The following is a 14,937-nucleotide window of genomic DNA, read 5'->3' as shown; positions in this document are numbered from 1 at the left end:
CGGGTTTTGCCCACGTGCCCGGCGGCGACTAGCATGAGAGAGCACTTTTGTGTATCCACCTGCCCGTACGATCAATTGTCCACAATCGGAGTTCCTACTACATGACTGCCAGCACGGTCGACACGACCGCCCCTCAGATCGCCGTCAACGACATCGGCTCTGAGGAAGATCTTCTCGCCGCCATCGACGCCACGATCAAGGACTTCAACGATGGCGACATCGTCGAGGGCCACATCGTCAAGGTCGATCGCGACGAGGTGCTCCTCGACATCGGCTACAAGACCGAGGGCGTCATCCCCTCGCGCGAGCTGTCCATCAAGCACGATGTCGACCCCGCCGAGATCGTCGCCGTCGGCGACGAGGTCGAGGCCCTCGTCCTCCAGAAGGAGGACAAGGAAGGTCGCCTGATCCTGTCCAAGAAGCGCGCTCAGTACGAGCGTGCCTGGGGCACCATCGAGAAGATCAAGGAAGAGGACGGGGTCGTCACCGGCACCGTCATCGAGGTCGTCAAGGGTGGTCTCATCCTCGACATCGGCCTGCGTGGCTTCCTTCCTGCCTCCCTGGTGGAGATGCGCCGCGTCCGCGACCTCCAGCCGTACGTCGGCAAGGAGATCGAGGCCAAGATCATCGAGCTCGACAAGAACCGCAACAACGTCGTGCTCTCACGGCGCGCGTGGCTCGAGCAGACGCAGTCCGAGGTCCGCACCACCTTCCTCAAGGAGCTGCAGAAGGGTCAGGTCCGCACCGGGGTCGTCTCGTCGATCGTCAACTTCGGTGCCTTCGTGGACCTGGGTGGCGTCGACGGTCTCGTCCACGTCTCCGAGCTGTCCTGGAAGCACATCGACCACCCGTCCGAGGTCGTCGAGGTCGGCGACGAGGTCACGGTCGAGGTCCTGGACGTCGACATGGACCGCGAGCGCGTCTCCCTGTCGCTCAAGGCGACGCAGGAGGACCCGTGGCAGCACTTCGCCCGGACCCACGCGATCGGTCAGGTCGTCCCGGGCAAGGTCACCAAGCTCGTCCCCTTCGGTGCGTTCGTGCGCGTCGAGGACGGCATCGAGGGCCTGGTGCACATCTCCGAGCTGGCCGAGCGCCACGTGGAGCTGCCCGAGCAGGTCGTCAACGTCGGTCAGGAGATCTTCGTCAAGGTCATCGACATCGACCTCGAGCGTCGCCGCATCTCGCTGAGCCTCAAGCAGGCCAACGAGGACGGCGCCAACCTCACCGAGTTCGACCCGACCCTCTACGGCATGGCCGCTGAGTACGACGAGCAGGGGAACTACAAGTACCCCGAGGGCTTCGACTCCGAGACCAACGAGTGGCTCGAGGGCTACGAGGCGCAGCGTGAGGCGTGGGAGAAGCAGTACGCCGACGCACACGCCCGCTGGGAAGCGCACCGCGCCCAGATGGAGAAGGCCGCGGCCGACGACGCCGCTGCGGCCGAGGGAGGCGACGAGGTCGCGAGCACCTCGTACAGCTCCGACAGCAGCACTCCCGCCCCGAGCAGCACCGGTCCGGCGGCTCCCGCCGCCGCGTCGACCAACGAGGGCACGCTGGCCTCGGACGAGGCGCTGGCCGCGCTTCGCGAGAAGCTCACGGGCAACTGACTCGAGCAGCACCCCACGACGGGGGCGTCGCACCACTGGTGCGACGCCCCCGTCGTCATGGATGGGGTGGTCGCTTCGTCATGGGTGGGGTGGTCGGTCGACGGCGGTGACCCGCAGACGCGCAACGCGATGACCGTCGACGGACAGGACCTCGAGGCGCTGCCCGGCCACCTCCACGACGTCACCGGCCCTGGCCAGGCGGCCGAGTCGTGACATGACCAGGCCGCCGGCCGTGTCCACGTCCTCGTCGGAGACGTCGGTACCGATCAGGTCGGACAGCTCCTCGACGTTGAGCGACCCGTCCACGACGAGGCTCTCCCCGCGGCGGCGGGTGGCGTCCTCCGGGTCGGAGCCGATGTCGTGCTCGTCGTAGATCTCGCCGACGAACTCCTCGACGAGGTCCTCGGTGGTGACCAACCCACTCGTTCCCCCGTACTCGTCGACGACGATGGCCAGTGGCTGCTTCTCCGATCGCAGGTGGGACAGCGCGGGGAGGACCTCGAGGCTGTCGGGCAGCGCGAGGATGGTGCGGGCGAGCTCCCGGACGCGGGTGGTGCTCTCCTGCGGCGAGGGAGGCAGCAGCAGGTCGCGGATGTGGACGAACCCGACCACGTCGTCGACGTCCTTGCCGATGACGGGGAAGCGTGAGTGGGGGAGGTCGCGCACCGTGCTCCTGGCCTCGTCGAGCGTCAGGTCCGCATCGAGGAAGTGCACGTCCGTGCGCGGGCGCATCACGCGGGTCAGCGAACGCTCGCCCGCCCGGAAGACGTCCGTGAGGATGCGCCCGGGGTAGGGGCGCAATCCCTGGTGTCCCTCGATGAGGTCACGGATCTCCTCCGGACTCATCTCGTCCTCCGAGGCCGAGGGGTTGCCTCCCACCAGCCGGACGACGGCGTTCGTGGAGACCGAGAGCAACCAGATGACCGGGCGGACCATGGTGGCGAACAGCCGAAGGGGGGTCCCCAGGACCCGGGTGAAGGCGAGGTTGTGCTGCATCGCCAGGCGTTTGGGCGCCAGTTCGCCGAAGACGAGGGACAGGTAGGCGATGAGCAGGGTCATCGCGACGAGCGCGAGGGTGCCGGCCGCGGCCTCGGGGACGCCGACGGCGACCAGACCGGGCACGAGGTCCGGGGCGATCGTCGAGCCTCCGTAGGCCGAGGAGAAGAAGCCGGCCACGGTCACGCCGATCTGCACCGCCGAGAGGAACTGGTTCGGGTTGCGCACCAGACCTGCCAGTCGTCGTCCGCGCTCACCACTGTCCTCGAGCGCCCGGACCTGCCCCTCACGAAGGGTCACGATGGCCATCTCGGTGGCTGCGAAGACACCCCCGACGAGGACGAAGACCATGACGAGCAGGAGGTTGACGAGTGTCTGCGAGTCCACGACGACGACGCTACCCACGACAGGGCACCCTGTGTCGGACGGAGCGCGGCTAGGATAACCGACATGCTGCGCGTGGGCCTCACCGGTGGGATCGGTTCCGGCAAGTCGACCGTCTCACGGCGCCTGGCCGAGCTCGGCGCGGTCGTCGTGGATGCCGACCTCATGGCCCGGGAGGTGGTCGAGCCGGGGGAGCCGGCACTGGCGCTGATCCGGGCGCAGTTCGGGGACGGGGTCTTCGACGCCGAGGGAGCCCTGGATCGTCCGGCACTGGGTCGGCTGGTCTTCGGTGATCCGCACGCGCTGACCGCCTTGGAGGAGATCACCCATCCGGCGATCTGGGAGCGGACTGCCCGAAGGCTCGACGCGGCGGCGGCCGGGGGCGCCCGGGTCGCGGTGCACGACATGCCCTTGCTCGTCGAGAAGCAGATGGCCGGTGGGTACCACCTGGTGGTCGTCGTGGACACCGCCGAAGAGGAGCGCGTGCGGCGCCTCGTGGAGTTTCGCGGGACGCCGGAGGACGAGGCCCGATCACGGGTGGCGGCGCAGGCCGGCGACGAGCAACGGCGGTCGGTCGCCGACGTCCTGCTGGACAACAACGGCACCCCTGGGGCCCTCCTGACTGCGGTGGACCGGCTCTGGCGGGAGCGGCTGACCCCCTTCGCCGACAACCTCGCCGCGATGCGTCCGGTGACCGCTCCCGAGGAGCTCGTCCTCACCGAACCCGATCCCGCCTGGCCGGACATGGCCGCGCGCGAGATCGCCCGACTGCGGCACCGCCTCGGTGACCTCGCCCTCACCGTCGACCACATCGGCTCCACGTCGGTGCCGATGTATGCCAAGCCGATCATCGATCTGCAGGTCGGCGTCGCGTCGCTGGAGGTCGCGGACTCGGCGGACTTCACCAGCGCGATGCGCGAAGGGGGGTGGCCTCGCCGGGCGGACATCACCCGGGACAACCCGAAGGGCGGGGGGCACTGGCCGAAGCGGTACCACCGGGGGTGCGACCCGGCAGTCCCGATCCACCTGCACGTGCGGGAGGTCGGCTCCCCGGGGTGGCGCTGGGCGCTGCTCTTCCGCGACTGGCTGCGTGCGGAGCCCGACGCCCGGGCGGTCTACCGTGCCGAGAAGGAGCGCCTCGCAGCGCTCGGACTCCCGCGGGAGGAGTACGCCGCGGCCAAGGAGCCGTGGTTCGACTCCGTGCACCAGGGGGCGCGGGCGTGGGCGCGTCGGGCCGGGTGGACGCCACTGCACGAGGACTCCTGATGCCGTCCTATCGGCTCGCCCTCGACGTGCTCGGCGTGCGCGCCGGGGTGGACCCACCGACCGTCCTGCCGCGGGCCGATGAGCTGCTGTCGCGCACGCACCTGGTCGAGGACCGGTCGGTGGAGGTCGTGCGGGGTCAACCGCAGCTGCACCTGCGTTTCCTCGTCACTGCGAGCCGCGACGTCCACGAGGACGACCTCGCCGAGGACGCAGTGCGGGTCATGGCCCGCGACCTGGGCGCGATCGCCCATCTCGGTCGGTGGACGCTGCGACGAGGGCCCGGTCGGCACTGGCGCACGGTCCGCTCCGGCGGGGTGTGACGGGCGGGAATCCGGGCGCTCCGGTCGGTGTTGCTCTTGGGTGACCGCCCTGTCACACCCCTGACATACCGTGAGGACCATGCGCCCCGTAACCGACCTGCAACGCACGGTGGCTCCCTTCGAGGTCGTCTCCGACTTCGAGCCCGCCGGCGACCAGCCCACCGCGATCGCCGACCTCGCGGGCCGGGTCCGGTCGGGCGAGCAGGACATCGTCCTGCTCGGCGCCACCGGTACGGGCAAGTCGGCGACGACGGCCTGGCTGATCGAGGAGGTCCAGCGGCCGACCCTGGTCATGGCCCCCAACAAGACGCTCGCGGCGCAGCTGGCGAACGAGTTCCGTGACCTGCTGCCCAACAACGCCGTCGAGTACTTCGTCAGCTACTACGACTACTTCCAGCCCGAGGCGTACGTCCCGCAGAGCGACACCTACATCGAGAAGGACTCCTCGATCAACGAGGAGGTCGAGCGCCTGCGCCACTCGGCGACCAACAGTCTGCTCACCCGGCGGGACGTCGTCGTCGTGGCCTCGGTGTCCTGCATCTACGGCCTGGGGACCCCGCAGGAGTACGTCGACCGCATGGTGACGCTGAAGGTCGGGGAGGAGATCGAGCGGGACGACCTGCTGCGCCAGTTCGTGACGATGCAGTACACCCGCAACGACCTGGCCTTCACCCGCGGGACCTTCCGGGTGCGTGGTGACACCGTCGAGATCATCCCGATGTACGAGGAACTGGCGGTGCGCATCGAGTTCTTCGGCGACGAGATCGAGCGGATCCACACCCTGCACCCGCTCACCGGCGAGGTCGTGCGCGAGGAGAGCGAGATCCACATCTTCCCGGCGACGCACTACGTCGCGGGTCCGGAGCGGATGGAGCGAGCGGTCTCGGGGATCGAGACCGAGCTGGCGACGCGGCTGGAGGACCTGGAGCGACAGGGCAAGATGCTCGAGGCCCAGCGACTGCGCATGCGCACCACCTACGACATCGAGATGATGCGTCAGATCGGCTCGTGCGCCGGCATCGAGAACTACTCGATGCACATCGACGGTCGTGAGCCGGGCAGTGCGCCCAACTGCCTCCTGGACTACTTCCCCGAGGACTTCCTGCTCGTCATCGACGAGTCCCACCAGACCGTGCCGCAGATCGGGGCGATGTACGAGGGCGACGCCTCCCGCAAGCGGACGCTGGTCGAGCACGGGTTCCGGTTGCCGAGTGCCATGGACAACCGGCCCCTGACGTGGGAGGAGTTCCTCGGGCGCATCGGCCAGACCGTCTACCTCTCGGCGACGCCGGGGGACTACGAGATGGCCAAGTCCGATGGTCACGTCGAGCAGGTCATCCGTCCGACCGGACTCATCGACCCGGAGGTGGTCCTCAAGCCGACCAGGGGACAGATCGACGACCTCCTGCACGAGATCCGGGAGCGGGCGGAGCGCGATGAGCGCGTGCTCGTGACGACGCTGACGAAGAAGATGGCCGAGGACCTCACCGACTACCTGCTCGACAAGGGGGTGCGCGTGCGGTATCTCCACTCGGACATCGACACCCTGCGGCGGGTGGAGCTGCTGCGAGAGCTGCGGCTGGGGGAGTACGACGTGCTCGTCGGCATCAACCTGCTGCGCGAGGGGCTGGACCTGCCCGAGGTCTCGCTCGTGAGCATCCTGGACGCCGACAAGGAAGGCTTCCTGCGCAGCGCGCGGTCACTGATCCAGACGATCGGTCGTGCGGCCCGCAACGTCTCCGGCCAGGTGCACATGTACGCCGACAAGGTCACGCCGTCGATGCAGGAGGCGCTCGACGAGACCAACCGTCGCCGGGAGAAGCAGATCGCCTACAACCTCGAGCGCGGTCTGGACCCGCAACCGTTGCGCAAGAAGATCGCGGACATCACCGACATGCTGCAGCGCGAGGACGCCGACACCGACGAGCTGCTCGGGTCGGCCCGGGCCCAGTCGCGCGGCAAGTCGAGCCGCTCCGCGTCGAGCGCGTCAACCGAGGGTCGTGAGCGTGACCTGCCGGCGACCGAGCTGGCGCGCCTCATCCAGGAGTTGACCGACCAGATGCACCAGGCGGCCACCGACCTGCACTTCGAGCTCGCTGCCCGGTTGCGGGACGAGATCGGCGACCTGAAGAAGGAGCTGCGCCAGATGACGGCGGCCACACGGTGATCACCGTCGGATGCGCCTGAACGCCCCCGATGTGCCAACATGGTCGAGTCGGAGGGGAGTATCCCCGAGCGTCAGCCTCGTCATCACGGTCGGTCCTCACCGTCCCGGGGCAGCGGCCCACGGGCGGGAGAGACCTCCGGACGTGATGTCTCTGTCCGGAAGGTAACCATTGTCAACGTTCTCCGCTCTCCAGCCGACGATCATCAGTGGCGGCACGATGGTCGTGCCCACGTGGGCCTGGCTGCTCACGCTCGGGGTGGCTGCCCTCGTGCTGATCTTCGACGTCATCTGGGTGGCCCGCAACCCACACGTGCCCTCCACCCGCGAGGTCTCCGTCGTCCTGGGGATCTACATCACCGCGGCCGTCCTCTTCGGCATCGGCATGTGGATCATGGCCGGGCCCGAGCGAGGAACCGAGTTCTTCGCGGGGTGGTTGACCGAGTACTCGCTCTCGATCGACAACCTGTTCATCTTCCTGCTGATCATGGCCAAGTTCGGGGTGCCGCAGAAGTACCAGCAGACCGCGCTCCTGTGGGGCATCATCATCGCGATCGTCCTGCGCACGATCTTCATCTTTCTCGGTGCCGCCGCGATCAACCAGTTCTCCTGGGTCTTCTACATCTTCGGTGTCTTCCTCCTCTACACCGCGGTCAAGCTCGCCACCGAGGGCGAGGCCGAGGAGGAGTACGAGCAGAACCGCGTCGTCGACTGGATGCAGAAGACCCTGCCCAGCACGACCGAGTGGTCCTCGAAACTGTTCACGAAGAAGAACGCCACGCTGGTCGTCACGCCGATGTTCATCGCCGTGTTCGCCCTGGGGATGACCGATCTGCTCTTCGCGCTCGATTCCATCCCGGCGATCTACGGGCTCACCAAGGAGCCGTACATCGTCCTGACGGCCAACCTCTTCGCCCTGATGGGGCTGCGCCAGCTGTACTTCCTCATCGGTGGTCTGCTGAAGAAGCTGGTGTACCTCACGATCGGCCTGTCGGTCCTGCTCGCCTTCATCGGCGTCAAGCTGATCCTGCACGCTCTCCACGAGAACGAGGTGCCCTTCATCAACGGTGGTGAGCCGCTGTCCGTCCCGGAGATCCCGATCGGCGTCTCCATGGGTGCCATCGTGGTCATCCTCGGCGTCACGACGATCGCCAGCCTGTGGAAGACGAAGAAGGACGAGGCCCGGGCCGGCTCCGGCAGCTGACCTCCCTCGCCCCGACCCTCAGATGCCGGAGGGCTCCGGCTCGCGGCGGGCGCCCAGGCCGAGGACCATCGTGCTGGCCAGGACGACGAGGACCATCCCGCCGAGCTGGACCGGGTCCAGCCGTTGTCCGAGCACGACCAGACCGGCGAGGGCGGCGACGGCGGGCTCGAGGCTGAGCAGGATGCCGAAGACCTTCGCCGGCAGCCGCCGGAGGGCGAGCAGCTCCAGCGAGTACGGCAGGACCGAGGACAGCACGGCGACACCGAGGCCGGTGAGGACGACCGCACCGCTCCAGGCGCTCGTCCCGTGCACGGTGACGTCCCAGAGACCGAAGGGGAGGATGACGAGCGTGGCCACGACCATGGCCAACGCCAGCCCCTCGAGCGCAGGGAACTCGGCGCCCGTCCGACCCGAGAAGATGATGTAGCCGGCCCAGCAGACACCCGCGAGGAGCGCCAGGACGATACCGGTGCCCTCGAGCTGTGCCATCGGCACGCTGAGCGCGCGGGAGATGAGCAGCACGCCGACGGCGGCTGCTGCCACGGCGAAGAGGTCCCTGGGGCGACGGGACAGCACCGCGGCCAGCGTCAGCGGGCCGGTGAACTCGATGGTGACGGCCACGCCGATGGGCAGGTGCGCCAGTGAGCCGTAGAAGGCGAAGTTCATCAGCCCCATGGCCACGCCGAACGCCGTGACGGTCAGCCACGCGCGGCGGCTGTGCCCGCGCCACCGCGGACGGGCGACCACGAGCAGCACGGTGGTGGCGAAGCCGAGTCGCAGCAGCACGGAACCGGCCGCGCCGATCTGCGGCACGAGGGTGGCGGCGAGCGCTCCGCCGAACTGGACGGAGACGATGGCCCCCAGGACGAGCAGGGGAGCGGGGACGAACCGTGGTGTCGTCACCACCCCCGCTCTCGCCACTCCTGCAGGTGGGGTCGCTCTGTACCGAGCGTGGTGTCGGAGCCGTGGCCCGGGTAGACCCAGGTGTCGTCGCCGTACACGTCGAAGACGCGGTCGGTGACATCGGCGTAGAGGGACGCGAAGTTCTGGCCCGGGCGATCGGTGGCCCCGACGCCGCCCGGGAAGAGGCTGTCGCCGGTGAAGAGGTGGGTGTGCCCCTCCGGGTCGTCGTAGGCCAGCGCGACCGAGCCGGGAGTGTGCCCCCGTAGGTGGATGACGTCGAGGGAGACGTCGCCGAAGCGGATGGTGTCGCCGTGGCGCAACCGGTGGTCCGGGCGTACGGGCAGGGCGGGCGCATCGTCCTCCCCGGCATACATCTCCGGGGTGTGGTCGCGGCTGATGTCGGCCAGGGCACGCACGTGGTCCCAGTGCTGGTGCGTCGTGACGAGGTGGCCGAGCCCCGAGCCCGCGGTGGCGATGAGCTCGTTGATCCGCTCGGCCTCGTCCGCGGCATCGATGAGCAGCTGCTCGCCCGTGCCGGCGCAGGTGAGCAGGTAGACGTTGTTGTGCATCTGCGAGACGGACATCTTGCGGATCGTCAGGGCCGGCAGGGTGCGTACCGCGACGGGGCCTCCGGGCTGGACGTCGGGGTCGTAGGTGGTGGTCATGTCAGTCCTCCTCCACGGGGTGGGTGGGTGTGGCGGCGTTCTCGGCGTCGCACAAGGCGTACGCGGCACCGATGAGGGTCAGGTGGCTGAAGGCCTGGGGGAAGTTGCCGACCTGACGGTCGCCCCCCACGTCGTACTCCTCGGCGATGAGGCCGACGTCGTTGAGCAGCGAGAGCAGTCGTCGCATCAGCGCGTGCCCCTTGTCCAACTGACCGGTGAGCGCGTACGCACTCACCAGCCACCAGGAGCAGGCGAGGAAGGGGTGCTCGTCGCCGGCGAGGCCGTCGACCCCGCTCTCCGTGCGGTACCGCAGCAGGAAGCCGTCGCGCATGAGGTCCTTCTCGACGGCGGCGATGGTCCCGTGGACCCGTGGGTCGTCCGGCGGGAGGAAGCCCACCACCGGGATCAGCAGGAGCGAGGCATCGACCTCGTCGGTCGCGTAGTGCTGGGTGAAGGTCTGCCTCGCCTCGTTCCACCCCTTGTCCAGGATGTCGGCGCGCACGCGGTCGCGCAGGTCGCGCCAGGTCTCGACGTCACCCTCGTAGCCGTGGATCTCCACGCCGCGGATCGCGCGGTCGAAGGCGGCCCAGACCATGACCCGGGAATGGGTGAAGTGCTGCTTGGGGCCGCGCATCTCCCAGAGCCCGTGGTCGGGCTCCTGCCAGTGCCGGGCCAGGTTGTCCACCATGGCCCGCTGGATGGCCCAGGACTGCCGAGACTCCTCCAGCCCCTGGGTCCGGGCATCCTCGAGGGCGATCATCACCTCGCCCAGGACGTCGGTCTGCTTCTGGTCCACGGCGCCGTTCCCGACGCGGACCGGGCGGGAGTCCGCATAGCCCGGGAGGTGGTCGAGCTCGCGCTCGGGCAGCTCCCGACCGCCGTCGACCGCGTACATGATCTGCATGTCCTCCGGGTCACCCGCGATGGCCCGCACGAGCCAGTCCCGCCACAGCTTGGTGACCTCGACGTAGCCGGACTTCAGCAGCGACTCGAGCGCGAGCGAGGCGTCGCGCAGCCAGCAGTACCGGTAGTCCCAGTTGCGGACGCCGCCGAAGTCCTCGGGCAGGCTGGTCGTCGCGGCGGCGACGATTCCTCCCCGCCGGGTGTCGGTGAGCAGCCGGAGGGTGAGGAGCGAGCGCACGACCTCGTCCCGGTACGGGCCCTCGTAGGTGCAGTGCGAGGCCCATCGCTGGGAGCGCGCGTGGGTGCTCGCGATCCGGTCCTGGATGTCCAGCGGCGGAGGGATCGGCTTGTAGGAGGCGAACCAGGTGGTCGAGAAGTTGTAGTGCTCCCCGGCCCGGACGGTCCACCGGTCGTAGTGGTGGCCGTTGTCGGCGTGCGGGAGCCGCGAGCCGCGCAGGACCAGCATGTCGTTGCCGGCGATGGCCGTGATCACGTCGTGGTCGCGCACGTGGCCGGGGGAGTGGGCCACCCAGGGACGGATCCGGCCGTAGCTGGGCCGCACGATCCACTCGTGCTCCATGTCGACCTCGCCCTCGAGGCCCTCGACGACCCGGACGAGGTCCGCGCGGCCGTCGCTGAGGGGCATGACGTCGGTCACCCTGACTGCGCCGGTGGCCGTCCGGTGCTCGGTCTCGAGGATGAAGGTGTCGTCCCGGTAGGAGCGGGTGGTGCTCGCCTCGCCCACGGGGCCGATGAGCCATCGTCCGTGCTCGGGAGTCCCGAGGAGGGCCGTGAAGCACGAGGGCGAGTCGAAGCGCGGGAGGCACAGCCAGTCCACCGAGCCCTTGCGTGAGATGAGGGCGGCCGTCTCCGTGTCGCCGACGGCTGCGTAGTCCTCGATGGGGGTGCTCATCCTCCACAGGCTAGGCCCCTCCGCTTGATGGCGGAGGGGGAGGTGGCTGTCGGTGGGGGCACCTAGAGTGGGGAGGGTGACTGTTGCCAAGGCCGCTGGTTCCCGACTGCACGACCGGATCGTCGTCCAGGGAGCCCGTGAGCACAACCTCAAGAACATCCACATCGACATCCCACGGGACTCGCTCGTGGTCTTCACCGGCCTGTCCGGGTCGGGCAAGTCCTCGCTCGCCTTCGACACCATCTTCGCGGAGGGCCAGCGTCGCTACGTCGAGTCGCTGTCCGCGTATGCCCGGCAGTTCCTCGGGCAGATGGACAAGCCCGACGTCGACTTCATCGAGGGCCTGTCGCCGGCCGTGTCGATCGACCAGAAGTCGACGAACCGCAACCCGCGCTCGACGGTCGGCACGATCACCGAGGTCCACGACTACCTGCGTCTGCTCTTCGCCCGCGTCGGTCGCCCCCACTGCCCGGTGTGCGGTGAGCCCATCACCCGGCAGAGCCCCCAGCAGATCGTCGACCGACTGCTCGAGCTGCCGGAGCGCACCCGCTTCCAGGTCCTGGCCCCGGTGGTGCGTGCCCGCAAGGGCGAGTTCGTCGATCTCTTCGCCGAGCTGCGGGCCAAGGGGTACAGCCGTGCCCTCGTCGACGGCGAGGTGATCACCCTCTCGGAGCCGCCGACGCTGGAGAAGCAGGTCAAGCACACCATCGACGTCGTCGTCGACCGACTGGTGGCGAAGGGGGACCAGGACCGGGCCAACAAGCAGCGCCTGACCGACTCGGTCGAGACCGCACTGGGTCTGGCCGGCGGCGTCGTCGTCGTCGACTTCGTCGACCTGGCGGAGGACGACCCGCAGCGCCAGCGCCGCTACTCGGAGACGATGGCCTGCCCCAACGACCACCCGCTCGACATCGACGAGATCGAGCCGCGATCGTTCTCCTTCAACTCCCCCTTCGGTGCCTGCCCGGTCTGCACCGGTCTGGGCACGGAGCTGGAGGTCGACTCCGAGCTCGTCGTCCCGGACGACGATTTGAGCCTCGGTGAGGGAGCGATCGCCCCCTGGGCCAAGGGAACGCAGTCGGCCCAGTACTTCCAGCGGACGATGGCCGCGCTCGGTGACGACCTGGGATTCGACATGGACACCCCGTGGCGGGCCCTGCCGGAGCGTGCCCGCAGGGCACTGCTGCACGGTCACAAGCACAAGGTGCACGTGCGCTACCGCAACCGCTTCGGCCGGGAGCGTGCGTACAGCACGGGCTTCGAGGGGGCCATCTCCTTCGTCAAGCGCCGGCACGCGGAGACCGAGTCGGACTGGAGCCGGGAGCGCTACGAGGGGTACATGCGCGAGATCCCGTGCCCCACGTGCAACGGGACCCGGCTCAAGCCGGAGTCGCTGGCCGTGCTCGTCGGGGGGTACAGCATCGCCGACGTCTCGTCCATGTCCATCGCCCGGGCCGCCGGCTTCCTGGGGACCGTGGACTTCACCGACCGGGAGCTGCAGATCGCCGAGCAGGTGATCAAGGAGATCGACGCCCGGCTCGGCTTCCTCCTCGACGTCGGTCTGGAGTACCTCTCGCTCTCCCGCGCCGCCGGGACCCTCTCCGGCGGTGAGGCGCAGCGGATCCGACTGGCCACCCAGATCGGCTCCGGTCTCGTCGGTGTCCTCTACGTCCTCGACGAGCCGAGCATCGGTCTGCACCAGCGGGACAACCACCGCCTCATCGAGACGCTCACCCGGTTGCGTGACCTCGGCAACACGCTCATCGTCGTGGAGCACGACGAGGACACGATCGCCTCGTCCGACTGGGTCGTCGACATCGGTCCCGGCGCCGGCGAGCACGGCGGTGACGTCGTGCACTCCGGACCGCTGTCGGAGCTGCTCACGAACGAGCGCTCGGCGACCGGCCGGTACCTCGCCGGGCACCTGGAGATCCCGCTGCCTGCGTCACGCCGTCCCCAGCGCCCCGGGCGGGAACTGAGCGTGCGGGGTGCACGCGAGCACAACCTGCACGACATCGACGTGAGCTTCCCGCTCGGGAACTTCATCGCGATCACCGGTGTGTCCGGCTCGGGCAAGTCCACGCTCGTCAACGACATCCTCTACCGCGTGCTGGCCAACAAGCTCAACGGTGCCCGGCAGGTGCCCGGTCGGCACAAGACCGTCACCGGGCTCGAGCACCTCGACAAGGTCGTGCACGTCGACCAGAGCCCCATCGGTCGGACGCCGCGGTCGAACCCGGCCACCTACACGGGTGTCTTCGACCACGTGCGTCGACTCTTCGCCGAGACGAGCGAGGCGAAGGTGCGCGGGTACCAGCCCGGCCGCTTCTCCTTCAACGTCAAGGGCGGTCGGTGCGACGCGTGCTCCGGTGACGGGACGCTGAAGATCGAGATGAACTTCCTGCCCGACGTCTACGTCCCGTGTGAGGTGTGCCACGGCGCGCGCTACAACCGCGAGACGCTGGAGGTGCACTTCAAGGGCAAGAACATCGCCGAGGTGCTCGACATGCCGATCGAGGAGGCGGAGGACTTCTTCGCCGCGGTCCCGGCGATCGCGCGCCACATGAGAACCCTCAACGCGGTCGGCCTGGGCTATGTGCGCCTCGGTCAGCCCGCCACCACCCTCTCCGGCGGTGAGGCGCAGCGCGTCAAGCTCGCTGCGGAGCTGCAGAAGCGGTCCAACGGTCGCACCGTCTACGTGCTCGACGAGCCGACCACCGGCCTGCACTTCGAGGACATCCGCAAGCTGCTGATCGTCCTCCAGGGGCTCGTGGACAAGGGCAACAGCGTCCTGGTCATCGAGCACAACCTCGATGTCGTCAAGAGTGCCGACTGGATCATCGACATGGGGCCCGAGGGCGGCGACGGTGGAGGCCGGGTGGTCGCCACCGGGACCCCCGAGGACGTGGCCGCCAACCCGGGTTCCCACACCGGGCAGTTCCTCGCACCGGTCCTGGCGAAGTCGGACACCACCCCGGTCATCGGCGAGCTCGTCGACGAGGAGCCTGCCGCCCCACCGACGAAGAAGGCCAAGACGACTGCGAAGAAGACGGCCAAGCCTGCCCCCACGAGGACGACCACGACACGGACCCCGTCTGCGACGAAGTCCGGTGTCTCCTCCGCCGCAGGTGCGGCCGCCCGACGGGCCAAGAAGGCCGGCTGAGGCACGTTCAGCCGGCAGTGACAGGATCAAGCCGACCCCTTCCGCAGATGGAGTTCGATGTGACGACGACACGACGTGAGGTCTTCGCAGTGGTCGCGACCACAGGCGCAGCGGTACCGCTGACGGCCTGTGGTGGCAGCCAGGAGCCGGTCGACTCGTCGGAGCCGGTCCGCGTGCCGGTCGAGGAGGTTCCCGAGGGCGGGGGCACCGTCACTGACGGAGTCGTCGTGACCCAACCGAGAGCGGGCGACTACAAGGCCTTCGACGCACGGTGCCCCCACCAGGGCTGCACCGTCGCCGAGGTCACCTCGCGCGCGATCGTCTGTCCCTGCCACGGCAGCGAGTTCGACCCGGAGTCCGGGGACATGACCCGGGGCCCGGCCACCGAGGGGCTCGACGAGCGCACGGTGACCGTCGAGGGCGACGACGTGGTCGTCGCCCGGGGGTAG

At 68.9% G+C, this 14,937-nt stretch carries 11 protein-coding genes; 7 read left to right on the top strand and 4 right to left on the bottom strand.

The features are described from left to right. Positions 1-101: 101 nt before the first annotated feature. The gene (gene rpsA, locus V1351_RS08680; RefSeq protein ID WP_338747762.1) at positions 102-1,607 is read left to right on the top strand and encodes a 30S ribosomal protein S1; all 1,506 of its coding nucleotides are present in this window, start codon (positions 102-104) and stop codon (positions 1,605-1,607) included. Between the two features lie 78 nt (positions 1,608-1,685). Here rpsA and V1351_RS08675 read toward each other — a convergent pair whose 3' ends face one another. Beyond that, the gene (locus tag V1351_RS08675; protein ID WP_338747761.1) at positions 1,686-2,990 is read right to left on the bottom strand and encodes a hemolysin family protein; all 1,305 of its coding nucleotides are present in this window, start codon (positions 2,988-2,990) and stop codon (positions 1,686-1,688) included. Between the two features lie 63 nt (positions 2,991-3,053). On the opposite strand from V1351_RS08675, the gene coaE reads away from it, so the two are divergent. The 4 genes from coaE to V1351_RS08655 all read left to right on the top strand — a co-directional run bounded on the left by coaE (position 3,054) and on the right by V1351_RS08655 (position 7,941). Continuing rightward, complete coding sequence (coaE, locus tag V1351_RS08670; protein ID WP_338747760.1) at positions 3,054-4,253, top strand: dephospho-CoA kinase; 1,200 nt, start codon at positions 3,054-3,056, stop codon at positions 4,251-4,253. Then, complete coding sequence (locus V1351_RS08665) at positions 4,253-4,573, top strand: hypothetical protein (RefSeq protein WP_338747759.1); 321 nt, start codon at positions 4,253-4,255, stop codon at positions 4,571-4,573. Before coaE ends, V1351_RS08665 begins: the two co-directional genes overlap by 1 nt. Before the next feature lie 79 nt (positions 4,574-4,652). Further along, the gene (uvrB, locus tag V1351_RS08660) at positions 4,653-6,740 is read left to right on the top strand and encodes an excinuclease ABC subunit UvrB (RefSeq protein WP_338747758.1); all 2,088 of its coding nucleotides are present in this window, start codon (positions 4,653-4,655) and stop codon (positions 6,738-6,740) included. A 217-nt stretch (positions 6,741-6,957) separates the two neighbouring features. Continuing rightward, positions 6,958-7,941, top strand: coding sequence for a TerC/Alx family metal homeostasis membrane protein (locus V1351_RS08655; RefSeq protein ID WP_338752493.1), 984 nt, complete (start codon positions 6,958-6,960; stop codon positions 7,939-7,941). An 18-nt stretch (positions 7,942-7,959) separates the two neighbouring features. Here V1351_RS08655 and V1351_RS08650 read toward each other — a convergent pair whose 3' ends face one another. From V1351_RS08650 to V1351_RS08640, 3 genes are read right to left on the bottom strand one after another with little or no spacing between them, the layout of a single operon-like run. Further along, entirely contained in the window at positions 7,960-8,847 is an 888-nt protein-coding gene (locus V1351_RS08650) for an EamA family transporter (protein WP_422388961.1), read from the bottom strand. Continuing rightward, positions 8,841-9,509 carry an MBL fold metallo-hydrolase gene (locus tag V1351_RS08645; RefSeq protein ID WP_338747756.1) on the bottom strand — a complete coding sequence of 223 codons (669 nt, stop codon included), beginning with the start codon at positions 9,507-9,509 and terminating at the stop codon, positions 8,841-8,843. The genes V1351_RS08650 and V1351_RS08645 overlap by 7 nt, the downstream gene beginning before the upstream one ends. Position 9,510: 1 nt before the next feature. Next, positions 9,511-11,325 carry a glycoside hydrolase family 15 protein gene (locus tag V1351_RS08640; RefSeq protein ID WP_338747755.1) on the bottom strand — a complete coding sequence of 605 codons (1,815 nt, stop codon included), beginning with the start codon at positions 11,323-11,325 and terminating at the stop codon, positions 9,511-9,513. A 76-nt stretch (positions 11,326-11,401) separates the two neighbouring features. Here V1351_RS08640 and uvrA point away from each other — a divergent pair, with 76 nt between their 5' ends. Together uvrA and V1351_RS08630 are read left to right on the top strand one after the other, a co-directional pair. After that, the gene (uvrA, locus tag V1351_RS08635) at positions 11,402-14,488 is read left to right on the top strand and encodes an excinuclease ABC subunit UvrA (RefSeq protein ID WP_338747754.1); all 3,087 of its coding nucleotides are present in this window, start codon (positions 11,402-11,404) and stop codon (positions 14,486-14,488) included. 59 nt (positions 14,489-14,547) lie between these two features. Next, on the top strand, positions 14,548-14,937 hold the full coding sequence (locus V1351_RS08630; RefSeq protein ID WP_338747753.1) for a Rieske (2Fe-2S) protein: 390 nt from the start codon (positions 14,548-14,550) through the stop codon (positions 14,935-14,937).

It is taken from the genome of Janibacter sp. A1S7, from assembly GCF_037198315.1.
In the GTDB taxonomy this organism is placed as follows: Bacteria; Actinomycetota; Actinomycetes; order Actinomycetales; family Dermatophilaceae; genus Janibacter; species Janibacter alittae.
The sequence above is the reverse complement of the archived record's forward strand: the minus strand, read 5'-3'. Positions and strand labels throughout refer to the sequence as shown.